Genomic DNA, 21,346 nt, shown 5'->3' on the forward strand with positions numbered 1-21,346 from the left:
TATTTACAGAGAGAGGTCTGCTAACCGCTCACTGATCATCGGGGTTGATTCCGCCTGTGTGTCCATATCCTGGCGAATTTGTGCCTGCCATGTTTGCTCATCCCAAATCTCAAACTTGTTGAGTTGGCCCACCAGCATCGCTTTGCCCTCAAGCCCCGCATATTGACGCAACGCCGCAGACAGCAAGAGTCGCCCTTGGCTATCCATCTCACAATCAAACGCATGACCGAGTAGCAACCGCTGTAAACGCCGTTCTGCTGGCTGAAAGCTCGATAGCTGTGCAAGCTTATCTTCTATCACTTCCCACTCCGGGACGGGATACAAGGCCAAACAAGGGAGCTGGTGATCGATCGTGCACACAAACTGGCCGTCACAATGGTTAATTAAGCCATCGCGATAGCGAGTGGGTAGGGCAAGCCGCCCTTTCTTGTCGACCGATATGGCACTGACGCCGCGTAGCATGGCGCTATTTTCCCTTTTTCACCAAGATTATCCACTTTACACCACATTTTCCCACCCAGAAGTGTACGTAGCAGGTAAAAAGAAAGTCAAGCAAGCCATGACAGTGACAAGGATCACACTTAGGGAGATTAAAGAGATATTTCAGCGGGTTAATCCTTGAGTTAGCCAATCTGCTACATGAGGTTATAACCAAATCGTCTGACTCAAACGCTGAAAAAGAGAGGGCGAGCCCAAAAGGCTCGCCCGATAATGAGGTGAGTTGGCCTGTAAGCCGGGTTCTGTACCGTAAAAACGGCGGTAACCATTCGTCTAGGCCTGCAATTGCTCACAGGCTCCAGCAACCTACCCGTCCCCAAACGCGGGCCGCGCCAATAGGGACCTATTTGGTCTTGCTCCGGGTGGAGTTTACCGTGCCACGAACTGTTGCCAGTCGCGCGGTGCGCTCTTACCGCACCCTTTCACCCTTACCTGTGCTCCGAAAAGCCATCGGCGGTCTACTCTCTGCTGCACTGGTCGTAGGCTCGCGCCTCCCAGGCGTTACCTGGCACCCTGCCCTGCGGAGCCCGGACTTTCCTCCCCTTCATCAGTCTCCCGTGGGACATCAATAAAGCAGCGGTTACCCGGCCAACTCGAGCGGGGGAGTATATAGAAGAATACCCACGCAAGCCAGGGTAAATCACGCTCAGCTACAAATTCTCTAGGCCCCATTTGTAGAGTGCGTTCTTTTTAACCGAATACAATTCCGCCACCAATGCCGCTGCTTTTTTGAGTGGTAACTCAGCTGCTAACAAACTCAGCGCGTGACAGGCTGCTGACGGCAAGGCGTTTTTATCGGCGCGGTGGCCCGCGACCAGTAACACCATTTCACCGCGAAGCCGATTGGCATCTTCGTTTAACCACTCAATCAGTTCGCCCAATGGCGCCCCATGAATGGTCTCAAAGGTTTTGGTCAACTCACGCGCCAATACCACGCGGCGCGCCTCACCCAGCACTTCACGCATATCCGCCAAACTATCGCGAATCCGGTGCGGCGATTCATAGAAAATCAAGGTGCGAGGGTCATCGGCCAACGCGCGGAACGTATCTTGACGTGCTTTTGTCTTCGGGGGCAGGAACCCTTCAAAACTAAAGCGGTCTGAAGGCAAACCAGAGGCACTTAATGCGGTGACCACCGCGCAAGCGCCAGGTAAAGGCACCACTCTCACGCCAGCTTCACGGCATTGCGTGACAAGGTGGTAGCCTGGGTCGCTAATCAGTGGTGTCCCCGCGTCCGAGACTAATGCGACCGACTGACCTTGTTGTAAACGCGCTAATAACGCTGCCGCTTTTTGCTGTTCATTATGCTCATGTAAGGCAAACGTTTTGGCATTAATAGAAAAATGCGAAAGCAATCGTGCGGTATGCCGTGTATCTTCGGCGGCAACCAGATCCACGCTGGCTAATACATCGAGAGCACGCTGGGTAATATCCGCCAAGTTGCCTATCGGTGTCGGCACAATGTACAGCGTGGGGTGAGCATGGTCGGATAGATTTGCATCAGTCATTTGTTTAACAACCCTTCGGCGATTAAGATAGGGGCAACGTTGTCACGGTTGAAACATGTTCATGGTTAAACTTACCCAGAAGCGTCAAAGTGTAACACGACTTATCACCCCTGTAGCCCTAGCGTTAGCGCTGGCTGCATGTAGTGCGCCGTCCACCACGCCAACCGCGCGTGATGTCATCAGTCAGCCAGCAACAGAGAACTCGACATTTTACCTGTTGCAAGCGGAAACCAGCCAAGGCGAGAAGCAAAACGACTGGTATCTACTGGCGATCAAAGCGCTGATTAACGAGCAGCAGTTTAACCAAGCGGACGTGCTATTGCAGCGCTTGTCAGAACGCCAACTCAATACCGAGCAGCGTATTGAGTGGACACTGGCTCGGGCGCGCTTTTACGCACAAACCGGCCAACTTGCCGACGCCAATCAGGTGCTGGCGCTTTCACCTGACTGGCAACTTAACGACAATCAGTATGTCCGCTTTTACCAGCAAAAGGCTAAGATTGCCCGCCAGCAAGATCAGACGCTCGACGCGGTAAAAAACCAGTACCAATTAGCGAATTATGCCAACGCCGATGACGCGCAGCAGGCATGGAATACCTTGTGGCAAGATTTACAGCTACTGAGTCAAAGTGAAATCAAACAGTTGCAAAGCAGCGACGATGACATTCTCATAGGCTGGGTTGATTTACTTGATATCGCTCGCCGTTACACCGGCGATGTGGCTGAGATGCAAAACCAACTGGATGCGTATTTAGCGTCGCATCCTGCGCATCCAGCAAACCAATATCTCCCTGATAACTTGGCCGATATCCAAGCATTGACCATCACCCAACCAACACGCGTTGGTGTGATGCTGCCATTGACCGACAAATTCTCTGAGCAAGGGGATGCGATTCGCGATGGTTTTGTCGAAGCCATGCTAGATGCTGATAGCGAGCAACGCCCTGAAGTCCGTTTTTACGACACCAACGCCCTAGACGTTAAAACGCTCACCCAACGCATTACCCATGACGGCGTTGATTTTGTGGTTGGGCCGCTGCAAAAACATAAAGTCGCCGCCGTCAGCAACGCCATTGCCGGGCAAGTGCCTTTGTTGGCACTGAATGAACCCACGGATGACAACTATCAGCAAGGGGTATGCTATTTTACCTTGTCGCCCGAACAAGAAGCGGCGCAAGCAGCTGATCGCTTGTACCAGCAAGGGTATCAATTCCCACTGGTGCTCTATCCTGACTCTGCCTTTGGTCAGCGGATGCGTGATGCTTTCTCCGCGCGCTGGCAATCATTGACGGATACAGACGTAGAGCGCGCACCGCTGGGTGATCGTGATAAGATGCAAGCACGCATCCGTGATATTTTCGGCTTGGACGCGAGCCAGCGCCGAATCGCTCAAATGAAACAGCTCACCGACTTGCCTTTGCAATCGCAAGCGCGCAGTCGGCGTGACATTGATGCGGTTTATATGGTCGCCGGCGCCGCTGAGCTCACCTTGCTCAAGCCATTTATCGAAGTTGCTATCAACCCAGATGTCCAGCCACCCAAGCTGTACGCGAGCTCGCGCAGCAACAACCGCGCAGACGGCATGGGACAATTAGCCGAACTGCAAGGCATAGAGTTTAGTGATATTCCGCTGCTTATTAGCCCGCAAAGCGCAGCGTACCAGCGTTACCAACAGCGCCACCCATCGCCGAGCAATAACACCACACGTTTACACGCGCTTGGGATGGACGCATACGGCCTACTAAAAGGGTTGCCACAGATGCAGGCACAGCCCGGTTATCAGTTTAGCGGCCAGACCGGTCAGCTCTCACTCGCTGAGCACTGTGTTATTCATCGACAACTAGACTGGGCGCGCTTTGGTAAAACAGACATCGAGCCGGTTAACCACCAAACGAGACAGGACGGGCAGTGACAGGTTCGCCGACTAGGGCAACAGGGCAAGCTTACGAAGCACAAGCTTGCCAATACCTCGCTCGTCATGGGCTCCGTGTTTTAGATAAAAACGCGCACAGTCGCCGCGGGGAAATCGATCTGGTGATGCAAGACGGCACCTGCTTGGTGTTTGTTGAGGTTCGTTTTCGCCGCGGACGTGGTTTTGGTGGCGCAGCGGCCAGTATTACCGCTGCTAAGCAAAAGCGTTTAATTCTCGCGGCAGAGCGCTGGATGCAGTGCCACGGGGTGAAAAGTACACAAACAGAATTTCGCTTTGACGCCGTCACCTTTGATGGCAGTGTTGAGGCGGTTAACTGGATTAAAAACATTGTTCAAGGGTAAGTCATGCTAGAGAGCATCAAAGAGAGCTTTACCGAAAGTATTCAAACCCAGATTGCTGCTGCCGAAGCGATCCCTGAGTATCTGTCACAATCGGCACAGGTGATGGTACAAAGCCTGCTTAACGGCAACAAAATTCTTTGCTGTGGCAATGGCGGATCCGCGGCCAACGCGCAACATTTTGCCTCTTGCCTGCTTAATCGCTTTGAAACCGAGCGTCCGAGTTTGCCAGCGTTAGCACTGACCACAGACACCACCACCTTAACGGCGGTGGCCAACGATTACAGTCATGATGAAGTGTTTTCTAAGCAAGTTCGTGCGTTGGGACAAGCTGGCGATATCTTGCTGGCGATTTCTACCAGTGGTAACAGTAAAGACATCATAAAAGCCATGGAAGCGGCCGTTACCCGTGATATGACGATTATTGCAATGACCGGCAAAGACGGGGGAGAGATGGCCGGTTTGCTCGGACAGCGCGATGTAGAAATCCGTATCCCATCACAACGTACGGCACGGATCCAGGAAGGGCACTTACTCACTGTGCATTGCTTGTGCGATCTTATCGATCAGGTGCTCTTCCCCTCTCACGGAGAATAAATCATGCGCCTGATAGTCACCTTGATATTTGCGCTTGCCTTGCAAGCGTGTTCCACCGTGTATTCTTCCGATCCACGCACCACTGGCGAGGAGTGGCAGGACACGCAAATTGGCCTAAACACCGCTGGGATTGTCAACAAGCCACCGTTTAGGAACAAAATTCGAGCAAAAGCGGCCGCTTTTCAAGGGCAAGCGCTGTTAGTGGGGCAAAGCACCGATCCGGCTCTGACCGAGCAACTGGTTGAGCGGATTCGCGCGTTAGATAATGTCGACGTAGTCTATAACGAAGTGCGCGACGCACCGATGATTGGCCTTGCCGATATCAGCACCGATGGCTGGCTCACAACCCGCGTCAAAGCAGCATTCGTGGCTGATGATCAGTTGCGTTCGGTCAACATCAAGGTGATCACTGAAGCCAGAGAAGTGTTTTTAATGGGGGCAGTGACCCAAGCGCAAGCGGACAAAGCGGTGGATATCGCCCGCAATGTGCGTGGCGTTGAGCGCGTGATCAAAGCTTTCCAATATAAGGACTAGTGAGAGGTAACACTTCCGTTTAGTCACAGACAGTAAAAGGCCAAGGATGTCACTTGGCCTTGTTTATTTCGTCTAAAAGATACAGCACTACAACTTACGCCGGAGCAGCAGTAAGGTGATCACTAAGAAAATCACACTTGGGGTAATGGCACCAATCGCTGGCGGTAATTTGTATACCAAGCTCATTGGCCCAAAGACCTCATTGGCAATATAAAAGCCAAAGCCAAAAATCACCCCAGAGAGCACGCGTGCCCCCATGGTAACGCTCCGCAGTGGGCCAAACACAAAGCTGAGCGCCAGCAACATCATGACCGCAATCGACAAGGGTTGGACGGCTTTTCGCCATAAGGCGAGCTCATAGCGCGAGGCATCTTGCTGAGAAGCTCGTAAGTAAGTCACATAACTGTACAAGCCTGATAAGGATAACTCCTCGGGTTTTACCGTCACGACCGCCAGTTTGTCTGGCGTGAGAGTGGTTTTCCACACCAGTTGATCTTGCTGCACCTTAGAAATCGCTTCGCGCTTTTGCATCCGAGTAATGGTGACGTCTTTGAGCATCCAGCTATCTTGGTTGAGATAATCGGCACTTTCAGCAAACACCACATTGGTCATGTTTTGCTGATCGTCAAACTTCCAGATGCTCACACCCGTGAGATTATCTTGCTCATCGGCACGAGCGATATAAATAAAGTCATTGCCGTCTTTCGCCCATACGCCGCGCCGTACCGACATCACATTGCCGCCTGATTTAGCGATAGCACGTAACTCACGCGCGGCTTTTTGCGCATCGGGCGCGCCCCATTGGCCCAGCACCATCACGATCAGCATCAAGGGAATCGCGGTTTTGAGCACCGACATGCCAATCTGCAGTTTAGAGATCCCCGCTGCCTGCATCACCACCAGCTCGGAGCTGGATGCCAGCATCCCTAAACCAATCAAGGCACCCAGCAATACCGCCATTGGGAAAAACATTTCAATGTCACGGGGGACACTCAATACCACGTATAAAATGGCTTTACCCATGGTGTAGGTGCCATCACCCACCGAGCGCAGCTGCTCAACAAATTTAATGATGGCTGATAATCCCACCAGAGTCGCCAAACACAAGGAGGAGGTGCCAATCAGGGTGCGACCAATATACCAATCAAGAATGCGAAACATCAGGCAGATCCTTTTACGCTAGCTTTGAGTTTTCGCACCGGTAGCGAGTCCCAACCGGCAAGCACGACGGCCAATAACAAGGCGGCGACATTAACACTCCAAAGCCCAATTTGTGCCGGGAGATCGCCGTCTTCGACCGCTGATTTAGCCGCACTGATCGACAAAAAGTACGCCAAATAAATCAAAATAGCGGGGAAGAGCTTGGCAAATCGTCCCTGACGCGGATTCACCGCCGACAATGGCACCACAATCATGGTCATCAATGGAATACACAGTACCAAGGAAATACGCCACTGTAGCTCAGCGCGTGCTTTCAAGCTCGACTCACCAAACAGCTGCAAGGTAGGCACCGCGTCCCAATCGCGGCTTTTCTCGCGCACCTCGCGTTGACCAATTAAGACCTGATAGTTCTCGTAGGTGGTCACGCCATAGTTAAGCTGGGTCGGCAGCCCCTCAGTGCGGGTGCCGTCGACCAAGTCCAGTACTTGGCGGCCATCGTCGAGCTCAGAAACATAGCCTTTATCCGCCACCACCACGTTGGGCAACAAGGAGTCACGCGGCACGGGCTGGGCAACAAATACCTGATTCAGGGTTTGGCCATCATCTTCAATATTATCAACAAAAATCACCGCCTCGCCCGAGGGGGCGCTTTGAAACTGTCCTTGCACCAGCAACTCAAGCCCTGATTTAGCTTCCAGCTGCTCCATGACTTCCAACTCTTGGTTATTGGCCCACGGTGTTAGCCAGAGTGCGTTAAAAGCGGCCACCGAGCCGGTAATGATGGCCAAGTAAAGCGCCGCGCGGATCAGAAACTCATTGCCGATCCCGGTGGCATTCATCACGGTGATCTCACTCTCAGCATACAAACGGCCAAAAGTGATCAAGATCCCGATATACAAACTAAGCGGCAACATCAACATTGCCATGGACGGCATGTACAAACCCACTAAGGTAATAATTTGATCACTGGGGATCGATCCTTCTGTGGCATTGGCCAGCACACGGATGAACTTTTGGCTGAAAAAGACCAGAAATAACACAAATAAGACTGCAACTTGCGTCTTAACCGTCTCCCGGATCAAATATCGAACAATTATCAAAGCGAAGGCACCTATGGAAAACTTGTTTTTTTACTCGAATAACTATAGTTTCTGGTTTAATTAGTTGTTTTCTAATCTTTCGGCCATTTGTTGACCGCCGGCTAATCCGGGCGCATTTAGAGCGTTCAACAACATAGAGGCGGCATTATCCAACATTTGGTCTCAATTGTCTTTAGGATCTAGGAGTACAAATGGAGTTCAGTGTAAAGAGCGGTAGCCCCGAAAAGCAACGCAGTGCCTGTATTGTCGTCGGTGTGTTTGAGCCTCGTCGCCTCTCCCCTGTGGCCGAGCAGCTTGATAAAATCAGCGACGGCTACATCAGCGCACTGCTGCGCCGCGGTGATCTGGAAGGTAAACCCGGCCAGGTGCTCCTGCTGCACCATGTCCCGAATGTCCTATCAGAGCGCGTATTGTTGGTCGGCTGCGGCAAAGAGCGTGAGCTCGGTGAACGTCAGTATAAAGAAATCATCAAGAAAACCATCAGCACCCTCAATGAAACCGGTTCAATGGAAGCGGTCTGCTTCTTAACCGAGCTGCATGTCAAAGGCCGTGACACTTATTGGAAGGTGCGCCAAGCGGTTGAAAGCACCAGAGACAGCCTGTACACCTTTAACCAATTCAAAAGCGTTAAGCCAGAAATTCGCCGCCCACTGCGCAAAATGGTGTTCAACGTTCCAACGCGTCGTGAGCTGAACCTGGGTGAGCGCGCCATCGCGCACGGATTGGCGGTTGCCTCTGGCGTTAACGCCTGTAAAGACTTGGGCAACATGCCACCGAACGTGGCCAACCCGGCATACCTTGCCTCGCAAGCGCGTCGCCTTGCCGACGATTATGAAACGGTCACAACCCGTATCATCGGCGAGCAAGAAATGGAAAAACTGGGCATGCATTCGTACTTGGCGGTTGGCCGAGGCTCAAAAAATGAGTCGATGATGTCGATCATGGAGTACAAAAATAACCCTGACCCAGACGCCAAACCGATTGTATTGGTGGGTAAAGGCCTAACCTTTGACTCGGGCGGCATTTCCATCAAGCCTGGCGCCAACATGGACGAAATGAAGTACGACATGGGTGGCGCTGCCTCCGTGTTTGGGGTAATGCGCGCGCTGGCCGAGCTCAACCTACCGATTAACGTTGTTGGGGTGCTGGCAGGCTGCGAAAACATGCCAGACGGCCAAGCCTATCGTCCGGGTGATATTCTCACCACCATGTCAGGCCAGACAGTAGAAGTGCTCAACACCGACGCCGAAGGCCGCTTGGTACTGTGTGACGCCCTCACCTATGTCGAGCGTTATGAGCCAGAGTGTGTGATCGATGTGGCGACCTTAACGGGCGCGTGCATCATGGCCTTGAGCCACCACATCAGCGCCTTGATTGCCAACCAAAACCCATTGGCGCACGATATTATTAACGCCTCAGAGCAAGCCGGTGACCGAGCGTGGCGTCTGCCAATGGCTGACGAGTTCCAAGAGCAGCTCGACAGCCCGTTTGCCGATATGGCCAATATTGGCGGTAAAGGTGGCGGCACCATCACCGCCGGGTGCTTCTTGTCACGCTTTGCCAAGAAATACAACTGGGCGCACCTGGATATCGCGGGTACCGCATGGAAAAGCGGCGGTAAAGAAAAAGGCTCAACCGGCCGCCCCGTGCCATTGTTGGTGCAATTCCTACTTAACCGCTCTGGCCTAGAAGTGGAAGAGTAACGAACACAAGGAGGCCAACCGGCCTCCTTTTTTTGTTCACGCTTTATTCAATACTGGTGTCAGTGCGCACAATCGGCTATGTTGTTGGGCTCGCGCTACCCGGACACCCTGCTTTTGGGACGGAGGCCGTTTCTCATATTTAGGAGCGTATATGCCCACCGCCACCTTTTATTTGCTATCGCCGACTGATTCAGCCGACGATACCGAACGCCCGGGGCTAACACCCGAACAGCAAGCGCGTGAAAGCAAAGACAGTGACACGCAACAACGTGACACACAAATCATAGTAGCAACCGCTATCGAACTGGCTTTTTACTACTATCAACAAGGGCAACGCATTTACCTGGCCGCGCACGACCAAGCCCAAGCGCATCAACTCGATGATCTACTGTGGCAACGTGACCCGGATGTATTTTTGCCCCATAACTTGGTCGGTGAAGGGCCGCGAGGCGGCGCACCGGTGGAAATCGGCTGGCCTGGCGTACGTCATACGGGTCATCGCAGCGTGCTTATCAATTTGGCGACAGAGCCATCAAATTTTGCGCCTTCGTTTGCACAAGTGGTAGACTTCGTCCCTTGCGATGAGACGCTCAAACAGCACGCGCGTCACCGATATAAAGCATACCGACTGGCAGGCCTGCAACTTCATACCCTGGCCATCGACCAATCGCCCAAACCTTGACGATCTTTCAAGAGCGCTATGGAAAAGACATATAATCCACAATCAATCGAAAAAGCGCTGTATCAGCGCTGGGAAGAGGCGGGCTATTTCCGACCTCATGGTGATACCAGCAAAGATGCATTCAGCATCATGATCCCGCCTCCAAACGTGACCGGTAGCCTGCATATGGGCCACGCGTTCCAGGATACCATTATGGATACCCTGACCCGTGCCGCACGGATGAAGGGCAAAAATACCCTATGGCAAGTGGGAACGGACCACGCCGGTATCGCGACGCAGATGGTCGTGGAGCGCAAGATCGCCGCCGAAGAAGGCAAAACCAAACACGATTACGGTCGTGAGGCCTTTGTTGACAAAATTTGGCAATGGAAAGGCGAATCTGGTGGCACCATTACTCAACAATTGCGCCGCTTAGGGGCCTCTGTCGACTGGGATCGCGAACGCTTCACCATGGATGAAGGCTTTTCCAATGCCGTCAAAGAAGTGTTTGTTCGCCTGCACCAAGAAGACTTGATTTACCGCGGTAAACGCCTGGTGAATTGGGATCCTAAGCTGCACACGGCCATTTCTGACTTAGAAGTGGAAAACAAAGACAAGAAAGGCCACATGTGGCATTTCCGTTATCCACTTGCTGATGGCGCCCAAACCGCCGAAGGCAAAGACTACATCGTGGTGGCCACCACTCGTCCAGAAACCATGCTGGGCGATACCGGTGTTGCGGTCAACCCAGAAGACCCGCGCTATAAAGACCTGATTGGCAAGCACGTATTGCTGCCTGTGGTCAATCGTCGCATCCCAATTGTGGGCGATGAGCACGCCGACATGGAAAAAGGCACCGGCTGTGTGAAAATCACCCCCGCGCACGACTTTAACGACTACGAAGTCGGCCAGCGCCACCAGCTACCGATGATCAACATCCTGACCTTGAACGCCGACATTCGCGATCAAGCAGAAGTATTTGACCATAAAGGCCAGCCAAGTGATGCGTTCGATAGTGCCCTGCCAGAAAACTACCAAGGCCTGGAGCGTTTTGCCGCACGTAAAGCGATCGTGGCCGAATTTGATGCGCTGGGCTTATTGGATGAAATTAAAGATCACGATCTGACCGTGCCGTATGGCGATCGCGGCGGCGTAGTGATTGAGCCAATGCTGACCGACCAGTGGTATGTGCGCACCGCGCCATTAGCAGAGCCGGCGGTAAAAGCTGTTGAAGACGGCGATATCCAATTTGTGCCTAAGCAGTACGAGAACATGTACTTCGCGTGGATGCGTGATGTGCAAGATTGGTGTATTTCACGTCAGCTTTGGTGGGGTCACCGCATTCCTGCGTGGTACGACGATCAAGGCAATGTCTATGTGGGCCGTGACGAAGACGAAGTGCGTCGCGATAACCAGATTGGCGACGACGTCGCGCTGCGCCAAGACGAAGACGTGTTGGATACTTGGTTCTCCTCCGCGCTTTGGACTTTCGGTACCCTAGGCTGGCCAGAAAACACCGATGCACTGAAAACCTTCCACCCCACCGATGTGTTGGTATCAGGCTTTGATATCATTTTCTTCTGGGTGGCGCGCATGATCATGATGACCATGCACTTCATCAAAGATGAAAACGGCAAGCCACAAGTGCCGTTTAAGACCATTTACATGACCGGTCTTATCCGCGATGAAAGTGGCGCCAAGATGTCAAAATCCAAGGGCAACGTACTCGACCCGCTCGATATGATTGACGGCATCAGTGTTGATGACTTGGTTGCCAAGCGCACCGGCAATATGATGCAGCCGAAGCTGGCAGAAAAGATTGAAAAGGCGACCCGTAAAACCTTCGAGAATGGTATCGAAGCCCACGGCACCGACGCACTGCGCTTTACCCTCGCGGCATTGGCCTCAACCGGCCGTGACATCAACTGGGACATGAAGCGCCTTGAAGGGTATCGCAACTTCTGTAACAAGCTGTGGAACGCCAGCCGTTACGTGCTGATGAACACCGAAGAGCAAGATTGCGGCATGAGCGGCGGCGAGATGCAATTCTCATTGGCCGATCAGTGGATCGAGTCTCAGTTCCAGCAAGCTGCGAAAGACTTCAACACTCACCTCGACAACTATCGTCTCGATATGGCGGCTGGTGTCTTGTATGAGTTTATCTGGCACCAGTTCTGTGACTGGTACTTAGAGCTCACCAAGCCCGTACTGTGGAAAGGTGACGACGCACAGCAACGTGCGACCCGTTACACCCTGATCACCGTCTTGGAAAAAACCTTGCGTCTAGCGCACCCTGTGATCCCATACATCACGGAAGCGATTTGGCAGAGCGTCAAACCACTGGTTGACGGTGTCGACGGCGACACCATTATGAACCAGCCGTTGCCGCAATTTGATGCCAGCCGTATTAACGCGCAAGCCTCAGAAGACATTGAGTGGGTGAAGCAGTTTATTGTCAGCATCCGTAACCTGCGCGCAGAATACGACATTGCGCCAAGCCAGCCGCTTGAAGTGATGCTAAAAGCCGCGGATAGCCGTGATGCTGAGCGTGCCACCCGCAACCGCACCACCTTGAATGCCTTGGCAAAACTCGGCAACTTCACCGTGCTTGACGGTAGCGAAACCTTGCCTGCGTGTGCCTCTGCGTTGGTCGGCAGCTCGGAGATCTTGATCCCGATGGCGGGCTTAATTGATAAAGACGCCGAGTTAGCACGTCTGGATAAAGAAATCGCCAGAGTCGAAGGTGAAATCAAGCGTGTTGAAGGCAAGCTGGGCAACGAAAGCTTTGTCGCCAAAGCACCTGAAGCCGTGGTGGCGAAAGAGCGTGAAAAGCTCGACGGCTACCGTGAGAGCCTCACCAAGCTTGGCGAGCAAAAAGCGACGATCGCCGCGCTATAATCCTCGGCTCACTCAGCCTATCAAGCCACACCGCTCGGTGTGGCTTTTTTATATCCCACCTCAGCGCAACCTTGGCTTGGTCAGATTTTAAACGCTTGTTATCCCTAGCACTGATCGCCGTTGATAGCTCTGCTCTATGTAAAAGATAGTGAGAACCGTTTTTATTTATCGACAAAGACACGACATACTGTCAGTGTTGATTAAACGCGTGTTGCCAATAAGGAGCTACACCATGAAGAAGACACTCAGTTTTGCGGCTATCCACTTTTCTATCGCCTTTACCGTGGCCTATGTGCTAACCGGCGATATCATCATTGGCAGCCTGATTGCGATGACCGAGCCCACCGTCAATACTGGCGCGTTTTATCTTCATGAAAAACTCTGGCAGCTTAGCCGCCAAGCGCGCCCAGCGGTCAAAACGGCCAGCTTTGCGGTGATACACTTTAACGTTGCCTTTTTGGTGGGCTATTTAATCAGTGGCGATTGGCTAGTCGGTGGCGCACTGGCGCTGGTTGAGCCGAGCATCAACACCTTGGCGTACTTCTTCCATGAAAAGGTGTGGCAGCGCCGCCATGCGGTAAAACCGGCACCGCTTCACTTGGGGCATCATCATTAAAAAAACCATCAGTTTAAGCACGGTATAACTCACATCGCGGGGACCACTGGTAGCGATTAAAAGGCAGTATCTCCTTGATTCTCGCTTCACAGACGTTTACCTCGGCTCCGTCAATATTGCTATCAACCCCTGCCAGCTTTTCCTGCAGAAACACGCCGCGTTGTGAAAAGCCATCTGGTGAGGTAATTTATTGATACATATATAATTCGGAGTGTATTCATGGCCCAGGATAGGCCCCAAGATTTACACGAGCCAAGCTCACACGCACCTTTAACCGTGCGTTTAATGACACCAAACGATAACCCTGCGATTGCCGATGTGATTCGTCGCGTCTCTGCCGAGCATGGTCTCAGTGCCGATGCCGGGTTTAGCGTCGCTGATCCCACCCTTGACTGCCTTAGCGAGCAATATACGCACCCGCAAGCGGCCTATTGGGTGATTGAAGCCGATGGGGAGATCCTCGGCGGTGGCGGTATTGCCCCTTTGCCTGGACACGATAGCGTGTGCGAGCTACAAAAAATGTATTTTTTGCCAGCACTGCGAGGCAAAGGGATGGCGAAACAATTAGCGATTCAGGCGATGGAAACAGCGCGTGCATGGGGCTATCAACGCTGTTATCTCGAGACCACCGCCAACCTCACCGCCGCCATTGCCTTGTATCAATCACTCGGCTTTACCCCGTGTGCGCGCATGGGCAACACCGGTCACGATAGCTGTGAAGTCACCATGATAAAGACGCTCTAACCCCACTAGGCACAAAAAAAGCCACGTTAACGTGGCTTTAATCAGTATGTTTTATTCGGCGATCGCGCGTTACTCGCTCTCGGGAGCGTCGTCTTCATCCGATTCGAAGTAAGTGCCCCAGCCGTCGTAATCAATGTTGTGCTTATCCGCTAACGCCACCAACTTTTCAACTTGCTCATCAATGCGCTCAGCATTCAAGGCCGTTTCCATCACTGCATCAAAGCAAACAATAGTGCCGCCCTCTTCCAGCTCAAGCTCTTCAGCCTCGGCCACTTCAAAGCCCATTTTAAAGGCTTCTACCGCCGCATCTTCCAGCGCTTCAAAGGTATCGGCACACAGGTGGTGCTCAATGGTATACAGCGCATCAGGATCACTGCCATCGGCGAGAAGCTCCTCGATGATCATCCGCGTTTCTTGGTGTTGTTGTTCGATAAGTTCAGCCTGTGACATAGACGCGACTCCAGAAAATGAATACGGGCGCAATATGGCACGGTTTAGCAAAAAATGCCACGTTCCATCATAGTGTCACTGATGAGAAAACCGCCAAGTTAATGAAATTTCTGTGACCTTGCTAGTCCGGCGAGATTGTTAGTGATTTGTAACATTGACCTCCCCCGAGAAGGTTGTCATTATTCGAGCATCCAAGGAAGAGATGAGACACGCCCACCCTGTGCAAACGGCCTGCATTCCCACCTAACCGGTGAGTACACCTCCCGTGTGTGCAAAGCGCTGTTTGTCTCATTACCTGGCCCGTATTAAGGAAAAAGAGGACCTACCATGAGTGAGTTTTACGTTGGATCCGAAGTTGGGCAACTGAAGCGTGTACTGCTTCACCGCCCTGAACGAGCGTTGAACCACCTGACGCCATCTAACTGCCATGAACTGCTGTTTGATGATGTATTGGCCGTTGAGCGCGCAGGCGAAGAGCATGATATGTTCGCCCGCACACTGACCGACCAAGGCGTACACGTTTACCTACTTCACGATTTACTGGTCGAAACCCTCGCGGTGCCAGAAGCCAAGCAATGGCTGCTCGACACCCAACTCAATCAATATCGTCTCGGTTATCAGTTCGCCAGTGATGTACGCGCTTATATGGCGGACATTGACCACAACACCCTGGCTGACATTCTACTTGGCGGTTTAAGCTATATCGACTTGCCCGTGCAATCATCCTCGATGATGCAGGCCATGCATGATAAGACCGACTTTGTGATTGAGCCACTGCCTAACCACCTATTTACCCGCGACACCTCGTGCTGGGTGTATGGCGGCGTATCACTCAACCCCATGGCCAAGTCGGCGCGCCAACGCGAAACCAACCACCTACGTGCCATTTACCGCTGGCACCCTGAATTTGCCGATAGCCCGTTTATTAATTACCTCGGCGATGAAGTACGTGACTACGACAACGCCATGATTGAAGGCGGCGATGTGCTAGTTATTGGCCGCGGCGCGGTGTTAATTGGTATGTCCGAGCGCACCACCCCACAAGGGGTTGAGCAACTGGCACGCAGCCTGCTGTTTAGTGGCCAAGCCAAAGAAGTGATTGCCGTGCAACTGCCGAAAAACCGCTCGTGCATGCACCTAGATACGGTGATGACCCACATGGACGTGCACACCTTCTCAGTCTACCCCACTGTGATGCGCCCCGACTTGCCATGCTGGCGCCTAACTCGCAAAGGCGAAGACAGCCTTAACGTGGAAGCGCAGTCTTGCTACCTTACCGCGATTGAAAAAGCACTCGACGTTGGCCCGCTGAACATCATTACCACCGGCGGTGACAGCTATGCTGCTGAGCGCGAACAATGGAACGATGCCAACAACGTGCTCACGGTCAAACCTGGGGTGGTGATTGGTTATGAAGGCAACACCTACACCAACGAGAAATACGACAAAGCCGGAATCAAGGTGCTCTCGATCCCGGGTGACCAACTAGGTCGTGGCCGTGGTGGCGCGCGCTGTATGAGCTGTCCGCTCGAGCGCGACGGTATCTAAGGCTCTCCGGTTCAACGTTAGCCGCTGCCTCGCCAGCGGCTTTATTTTACCGTCTACTGTTATGTTTACTGGCAAACTCCTACATTCACGCCCGCCAACCGAAATTTAAGCCGCATCATCACTTCTTCATCATTATCAGGATGTTATTAAAGCTCGGCCGAAGAATCGGTTAAGAGGCCTCATTCTACTGTCATACTTTTTGATGAGTGAGCATTTACTCTAGTACCAGAAATAATTAACGTCGCCACAAGGTGACACGTTTTTTGTGAACGGTACTCTCACCTCGGCGCTTTACACATAGCGTGTTAGGACAGAGACATCGCACTATACAAACGTTAGTCCGCTAACGTCAGTTGAAGTACACAAGAGGACATGCGATGAATAAGAAAATACTGATTTCGCTGCTATTAGTCGGCTTTACCCACACTTTTACCCCCGCTTTTGCCGGCAATGCAGATAACCGAGTGGTCACAGTCAAGCGCGACACCGCCAAACAGCTTAGCCGAGACTATGCGGAAATCGCCCCAACGCTAAAGCGCAACATTAATAGTTATGGCTTAAATGCCCCCTTGTCGGCACTGACAAAACCTGAAGCGCGCAGCTCACGCAGCAAACGCAGCCTGGATACTCAGCTACACAGCGCTGACCGTGCGTTGCGTGAAGCGCAAGGCGTCGAAGACGTCGCCGACCAACTGCTCGAAGTACGCTTAGCCGACCCCAGTATGCTGGCGCGCTGGCAGGCCGGCCAAGCGCCTTTGTTTGCTTTTGAACCGGCAGGCGATGAAAAGACCTGGACCCAAATCGAAGCATTTGATATCGAAGGCAACACCCATTGGCTAGACGTCTATCAAATGCCAGACCGCCCGGTATTGGTGGTGGATACCAATGGTAAAACGTCTCTTAAAGCCGGTCTGGAAGTGATGCGTCGCACCTTGGCCGAGCAGAACCCTGCTCCGCGGATGCGCCGAAGTGCGCGCATGATGGCACAAGGGCCCGCGGAGCCGATTGATACCACGGTGCTAAAAACTATTCGCCTAGAAGACGATCAAGAACCGTGGATCTCCGGTGCGGCAGAAGTGTATGCGATTGTCACCGGCGTCAACCCTAGCCGAGACGAACCCACGCTCGATATCGTCGATATGCCTTATTTAGACTACGACCAAACCACCTATCATCCTAATCAGGTAATGATCCACTGGGACCGCTATCGTTGGGGCGCGGCAGACGTGATCTTAATGGAGCAAGACGACGGCACCAACTACAAAGAGCTGGCGCTGAAACTTAACGAAGTGGCGAACGACATCCTGGCAGCAATCCCAGATTTAGAAGTGCAAGCCTATCGCGTGGTCACCAAAATCACCGGCAAAATCATTGAAGCCATCCCCGACGGCTGGCTCACCAACGATGATGACTTTGTCGATGTCTACTACACCCTACTCAAAGGCCGCGAATACCGCGACCACCCCAGCGCCGGCGGCAACACCACCGCCACCTGGGAACCACTGACCATCGAACCGACAGAGTAATGATGGACTGGAGATAGAAAGCCAAAACGCAGCCGTGGGGCTGCGTTTTTTCACTGTGACTTTACTGCCCTGGATCTCTATTACTCGTTCCCACGCTCCTGCGTGAGAATGCATACGAGACTTGAACCATGAACTGAAATCGTTACAAAATCTTCAAGCCGAACTTGTCGAGTTTGGTTGCCCTGATTCTGCTGAACGGATCTCTGTTCTTACACGCTCGGACCCCGTCATACTTGGCAAGCCTTATAAAAGAAGTGATCGTTTCATCTAGCTCCCCTAGTTTAAGTGCCTATCTAACTGACTTTTTATTACACAGAAATGCGCAAAAAAATGCAGCTTTCAACATTTTTACGCGCATAAAAGTGTATTAACCAACACTTTTACGCGCGTCATAGTGTATTCATTGAGAGGAGAATGAAGGCGGGAGCAAGCAGGTCAACAACTTGTAGCGGTGATTGGCATTAGCGCGTTTATACGCCGGTTATTCGGATGTGTGATGATGAGACACATTTTCCAGCCGTTCTGCCAACCACATTTTAATGATTGACTGACGTGTTACGCCCACCCGGCTAGCCTCACGATCTAAGGAGGCTAACATCCACTCGGGGAAGTCCACGTTCACCCGTTTCTGGGTTTGTCTTGGACGCTTAGCTTTCGATAGAGCAAGATCATCTACAATGTCATCGTCACTCTCAAACTTGGCATCAAATTCATGCGCTTTCATATAAGCTCACCTCCGCTTTCCGTGAACGCCTGACAGAAATGATCCGAATATTGTTACCACGATATGTGACTACGCCAGACCAATACTTACCGTTTAACATGCCGATCACCACATACCTTGGCTCATCGCTTGTCTTGGCAGGAATTTCAATAAGATAAGGATCGTCCCACAAACCTTGCGCGGTTTGGAAGTCAATTCCATGCTTCGTCGCATTTAACCTGCTTTTGTTCTCATCGAATTCAAATCCACCCATGAGTAAAAATTATACTCTTTTTGCATACTGTGCAACCTACTAGCAAGAGATAACAGCTCAGCCGAGCTCGCCGCTAAACTCGTTCCCACGCTCCCGCGTGGGAATGCATACGGGATTTGAACCAAGCCAGAAGCGTTACAAAACTACCGAGCCGCACTTGTCGAATTTGGTTACTCTGATTCTGCTGAACGGATCTCTGTTCTCACACACTCTTACACCGAGGCCAATTTTGGTTTACTCGTTCCCACGCTTCCGCGTGGGAACGCATACGAAACTCGAAACCTGAACAGAAGTCGTGACAAAACCATCGAACCGTACTTGTCGAATTTGGTAGCTTTGATTCTGCTGAACGGATCTCTGTTCTTACACGCTCTAACACCGTGGCCAATATTAGTTGGCTACTACAATGACAAAATTTAGACATCGATGGTGCCATTGGCGTAGGTGACACAAGCCCCTGCAAGATGTCAACTATGATGCACTATGCCGCCTGGGCGCCTGTCACCTTTGGCGCCAAATTTAACATCGAGGTTAATCTTTGGCTTTAATGTCCGATGGCGCCGTGCAACGGGCGCGCGGCGGAAATCACACCAAGCTTGCGCGATCGAGAAGGCGCTTATGCCGACCTACGCGTACTTTAACGTCGGTGGTGTTACTCGTTCCCACGCTCCCGCGTGGGAATGCATACGAAACTCGAACCCTGAACAGAAGTCGTGACAAAACTATCGATCCGTACTTGTTGAATTTGGTTGCTCTGATTCTGCTGAACGGATCTCTATTCTCACACGATCTAACACCGTGGCCAGTTTGGGGCAGCCACAACGCTCATAGCTTTACTTTTGTGTGCTCATATTTCTTACGTATTTTCATCGGAGCAGTTTTGATACATAGGGAACATTCCTTAACTTATCTTTCCATGGCAAACCATATCCGACAAGGAGATCATCGTTTTCCATCTCATAGGCATGATACTGGACTTCAGGTATATCAACTCGACCGGGCTTTACAAACAGTGTTGCTATAGATAATGACTGTAACTCGAACTGTTCATTCAGATAGTGTGCGATACGTTTCATCGTCCCACCAGACTCAATAGCGTCATCAACTAAAATGACATTACTCGCTTTTAACTCTATGTTCTGATGAAATACGATAGCAGAATTATTGTTTTTATCTCCCGGTGTGTGGGGGCAGGAAATGTAGTCCATGCTTATATCAAATGTGATTTCTCGTACTAAATCGGCGGTAAAAAGTATGCCTCCTGGTACTACTGTGATAATAACTGCGCTCTGGTTCTTAAAGCGTTGATTCAGATCCCCTGCTACCTGACTTACGCCTGCCTTGATCTGACTTTGATTTAAAACAACCTCTCCAATATGCTTGTTTCTCATCGCTTATCCTCATTACATACACTGGTGTTATGGTGAGACTAATCACCTCAAGAAATCGTAGGAGAGGCGTTAGCTTTTTGTTTTAATGCATATTGCCTCAAGAGTCAGATACAGATAAAATAGATTTTTTCTATTAAAATATCTAAATTTTCGATGCTAAGACACCTCGCTAGCCATTTACCGTACTTTTCCGCTGTTGCGAAGAACCTTAGCTTTTCAAAGGGAGCGGATGAACTGTCAATATCACAGTCCTCTATCAGTTATCAAATCAAAAGCTTGGAAGAGAAACTGGGGTTTAAGCTCTTTGTGAGAGGACAAGGTAGCAAGGTTGAGTTAACTACTAAAGGGAAGAGCTTGTATCAAGAGTACATAGTTCTTGAACGAAACTTTAACCAAGTTGTTTCTGATACTCAGCTAAGCAAAAGCAGGACTAAGCTGGAAATCACGGCTCCGATTGACTTTGGCATTAAATTGCTCACACCTGCGTTATCGCAGTTAGAAACGGATGAGTTAATCGTTAATTTGGATTTAACCGACAATGTTATCGACCTTAAACAAAGCCGTTTTGACTTTTCTATCCGCAACAAAACCGATGAGACCGGATTGGAGTATATCCCATTAATAGCATTAAAAAATCTATTGTTTTGTAGTCAATCCTACGCTAAATCAAATAGTGTTTTCACTTTTAGTCATATTAAAGAAGATCATCGCTTGATAGTGAGAAGCGCAATAAAAAGTAACACTTGGGAGCAACTATTCCATCAGTATGATAGAAACTTCTTTAATCATAAAAACATGCAGGTTATCAACAACAGTTTTGGTATCTACCAGGCTATCGTCGCAGACGCTGGAATTGGTATCTTGCCAGAGTACTTTATAAAAGAAACCAACCACCAAAAATTTCATATTTTTGACGAACCTTTGAATGAAACTCAGTTTTTTTTAGCCTTTCAGCCTTCTTATATAGCAAAGAAATGGGCTGTTCGTATCAAAGGGCATCTTATTGAGTCTATCGAAAGCCAAAGGCGATTTAGTTCAGGGCGAGCGCATGAGTGTTTATTTTTCAACCATCGCCGGTATGCCTGCGGCTAAAACCTTTTCTAAGAAACTGGGATTCATGAGACAGCGCTTCTGTTTGGCCACCAAGCTGATCTTGGTCGGCT

The 21,346-nt window shown here is 51.2% G+C and carries 20 protein-coding genes and 1 other RNA gene; 12 read left to right on the plus strand and 9 right to left on the minus strand.

Annotated features, from left to right (window positions below):
• Positions 1-3: 3 nt before the first annotated feature.
• The 3 genes from mraZ to rsmI all read right to left on the minus strand — a co-directional run bounded on the left by mraZ (position 4) and on the right by rsmI (position 2,006).
• Positions 4-462, minus strand: coding sequence for a division/cell wall cluster transcriptional repressor MraZ (mraZ, locus tag EHW58_RS04930; RefSeq protein WP_046073959.1), 459 nt, complete (start codon positions 460-462; stop codon positions 4-6).
• Between the two features lie 251 nt (positions 463-713).
• An RNA gene (gene rnpB / locus EHW58_RS04935) (RNase P RNA component class A) lies at positions 714-1,094 on the minus strand.
• A 54-nt stretch (positions 1,095-1,148) separates the two neighbouring features.
• Positions 1,149-2,006 (minus strand): 16S rRNA (cytidine(1402)-2'-O)-methyltransferase, encoded by an 858-nt coding sequence (gene rsmI / locus EHW58_RS04940; RefSeq protein ID WP_046073958.1) that lies wholly within the window; start codon positions 2,004-2,006, stop codon positions 1,149-1,151.
• A gap of 61 nt (positions 2,007-2,067) precedes the next feature.
• Here rsmI and EHW58_RS04945 point away from each other — a divergent pair, with 61 nt between their 5' ends.
• Genes EHW58_RS04945 through EHW58_RS04960 form a run of 4 tightly spaced genes read left to right on the plus strand, consistent with a single transcriptional unit; the run spans position 2,068 to position 5,408 of the window.
• The gene (locus EHW58_RS04945; RefSeq protein WP_227486505.1) at positions 2,068-3,918 is read left to right on the plus strand and encodes a penicillin-binding protein activator; all 1,851 of its coding nucleotides are present in this window, start codon (positions 2,068-2,070) and stop codon (positions 3,916-3,918) included.
• Positions 3,915-4,280: a YraN family protein gene (locus tag EHW58_RS04950; RefSeq protein ID WP_046073956.1), complete on the plus strand. Its 366-nt coding sequence runs from the start codon at positions 3,915-3,917 to the stop codon at positions 4,278-4,280. Before EHW58_RS04945 ends, EHW58_RS04950 begins: the two co-directional genes overlap by 4 nt.
• Before the next feature lie 3 nt (positions 4,281-4,283).
• A complete protein-coding gene (locus EHW58_RS04955; protein WP_046073955.1) occupies positions 4,284-4,874 on the plus strand; it encodes a phosphoheptose isomerase in 591 nt (196 codons plus the stop codon).
• Between the two features lie 3 nt (positions 4,875-4,877).
• Positions 4,878-5,408 (plus strand): BON domain-containing protein, encoded by a 531-nt coding sequence (locus EHW58_RS04960; protein WP_102505675.1) that lies wholly within the window; start codon positions 4,878-4,880, stop codon positions 5,406-5,408.
• Positions 5,409-5,495: 87 nt separating this feature from the next.
• On the opposite strand, the gene lptG is transcribed toward EHW58_RS04960, so the two are convergent.
• Together lptG and lptF are read right to left on the minus strand one after the other, a co-directional pair.
• Positions 5,496-6,569 (minus strand): LPS export ABC transporter permease LptG, encoded by a 1,074-nt coding sequence (gene lptG, locus EHW58_RS04965; RefSeq protein ID WP_152795074.1) that lies wholly within the window; start codon positions 6,567-6,569, stop codon positions 5,496-5,498.
• Positions 6,569-7,669: an LPS export ABC transporter permease LptF gene (lptF, locus tag EHW58_RS04970; protein ID WP_046073952.1), complete on the minus strand. Its 1,101-nt coding sequence runs from the start codon at positions 7,667-7,669 to the stop codon at positions 6,569-6,571. The genes lptG and lptF overlap by 1 nt, the downstream gene beginning before the upstream one ends.
• A 191-nt stretch (positions 7,670-7,860) precedes the next feature.
• On the opposite strand from lptF, the gene pepA reads away from it, so the two are divergent.
• From pepA to EHW58_RS04995, 5 genes are all read left to right on the plus strand, one after another.
• Complete coding sequence (gene pepA, locus EHW58_RS04975) at positions 7,861-9,372, plus strand: leucyl aminopeptidase (RefSeq protein WP_152795076.1); 1,512 nt, start codon at positions 7,861-7,863, stop codon at positions 9,370-9,372.
• A 151-nt stretch (positions 9,373-9,523) separates the two neighbouring features.
• Positions 9,524-10,054 (plus strand): DNA polymerase III subunit chi, encoded by a 531-nt coding sequence (locus EHW58_RS04980; protein ID WP_077606070.1) that lies wholly within the window; start codon positions 9,524-9,526, stop codon positions 10,052-10,054.
• Positions 10,055-10,072: 18 nt separating this feature from the next.
• Positions 10,073-12,931, plus strand: coding sequence for a valine--tRNA ligase (locus EHW58_RS04985; RefSeq protein ID WP_152795078.1), 2,859 nt, complete (start codon positions 10,073-10,075; stop codon positions 12,929-12,931).
• Between the two features lie 232 nt (positions 12,932-13,163).
• The gene (locus EHW58_RS04990) at positions 13,164-13,547 is read left to right on the plus strand and encodes a DUF2061 domain-containing protein (protein WP_077606068.1); all 384 of its coding nucleotides are present in this window, start codon (positions 13,164-13,166) and stop codon (positions 13,545-13,547) included.
• Positions 13,548-13,766: 219 nt separating this feature from the next.
• A complete protein-coding gene (locus tag EHW58_RS04995) occupies positions 13,767-14,291 on the plus strand; it encodes a GNAT family N-acetyltransferase (RefSeq protein ID WP_077667368.1) in 525 nt (174 codons plus the stop codon).
• A 69-nt stretch (positions 14,292-14,360) separates the two neighbouring features.
• Here the strand turns inward: EHW58_RS04995 and rraB are convergent, their stop codons facing one another.
• A complete protein-coding gene (gene rraB, locus EHW58_RS05000; protein ID WP_077578682.1) occupies positions 14,361-14,741 on the minus strand; it encodes a ribonuclease E inhibitor RraB in 381 nt (126 codons plus the stop codon).
• Positions 14,742-15,068: 327 nt separating this feature from the next.
• Here rraB and arcA point away from each other — a divergent pair, with 327 nt between their 5' ends.
• Together arcA and EHW58_RS05010 are read left to right on the plus strand one after the other, a co-directional pair.
• Complete coding sequence (arcA, locus tag EHW58_RS05005) at positions 15,069-16,289, plus strand: arginine deiminase (RefSeq protein WP_077667369.1); 1,221 nt, start codon at positions 15,069-15,071, stop codon at positions 16,287-16,289.
• 377 nt (positions 16,290-16,666) lie between these two features.
• Positions 16,667-17,815, plus strand: coding sequence for a DUF3103 family protein (locus tag EHW58_RS05010; RefSeq protein WP_152795080.1), 1,149 nt, complete (start codon positions 16,667-16,669; stop codon positions 17,813-17,815).
• 481 nt (positions 17,816-18,296) lie between these two features.
• On the opposite strand, the gene brnA is transcribed toward EHW58_RS05010, so the two are convergent.
• The 3 genes from brnA to EHW58_RS05025 all read right to left on the minus strand — a co-directional run bounded on the left by brnA (position 18,297) and on the right by EHW58_RS05025 (position 20,183).
• Positions 18,297-18,539, minus strand: coding sequence for a type II toxin-antitoxin system BrnA family antitoxin (gene brnA / locus EHW58_RS05015; protein WP_077484198.1), 243 nt, complete (start codon positions 18,537-18,539; stop codon positions 18,297-18,299).
• Entirely contained in the window at positions 18,526-18,792 is a 267-nt protein-coding gene (locus tag EHW58_RS05020; RefSeq protein ID WP_152795082.1) for a BrnT family toxin, read from the minus strand. The genes brnA and EHW58_RS05020 overlap by 14 nt, the downstream gene beginning before the upstream one ends.
• Before the next feature lie 866 nt (positions 18,793-19,658).
• Positions 19,659-20,183, minus strand: a complete 525-nt coding sequence (locus EHW58_RS05025; RefSeq protein ID WP_152795084.1) for a phosphoribosyltransferase — start codon at positions 20,181-20,183, stop codon at positions 19,659-19,661.
• Positions 20,184-20,336: 153 nt separating this feature from the next.
• Here EHW58_RS05025 and EHW58_RS05030 point away from each other — a divergent pair, with 153 nt between their 5' ends.
• On the plus strand, positions 20,337-21,275 hold the full coding sequence (locus tag EHW58_RS05030) for a LysR family transcriptional regulator (protein WP_152795086.1): 939 nt from the start codon (positions 20,337-20,339) through the stop codon (positions 21,273-21,275).
• Positions 21,276-21,346 lie beyond the last annotated feature (71 nt).

The sequence above is a fragment of the Salinivibrio sp. VYel1 genome (assembly GCF_009377945.1).
Taxonomy (GTDB): domain Bacteria; phylum Pseudomonadota; class Gammaproteobacteria; order Enterobacterales; family Vibrionaceae; genus Salinivibrio; species Salinivibrio siamensis.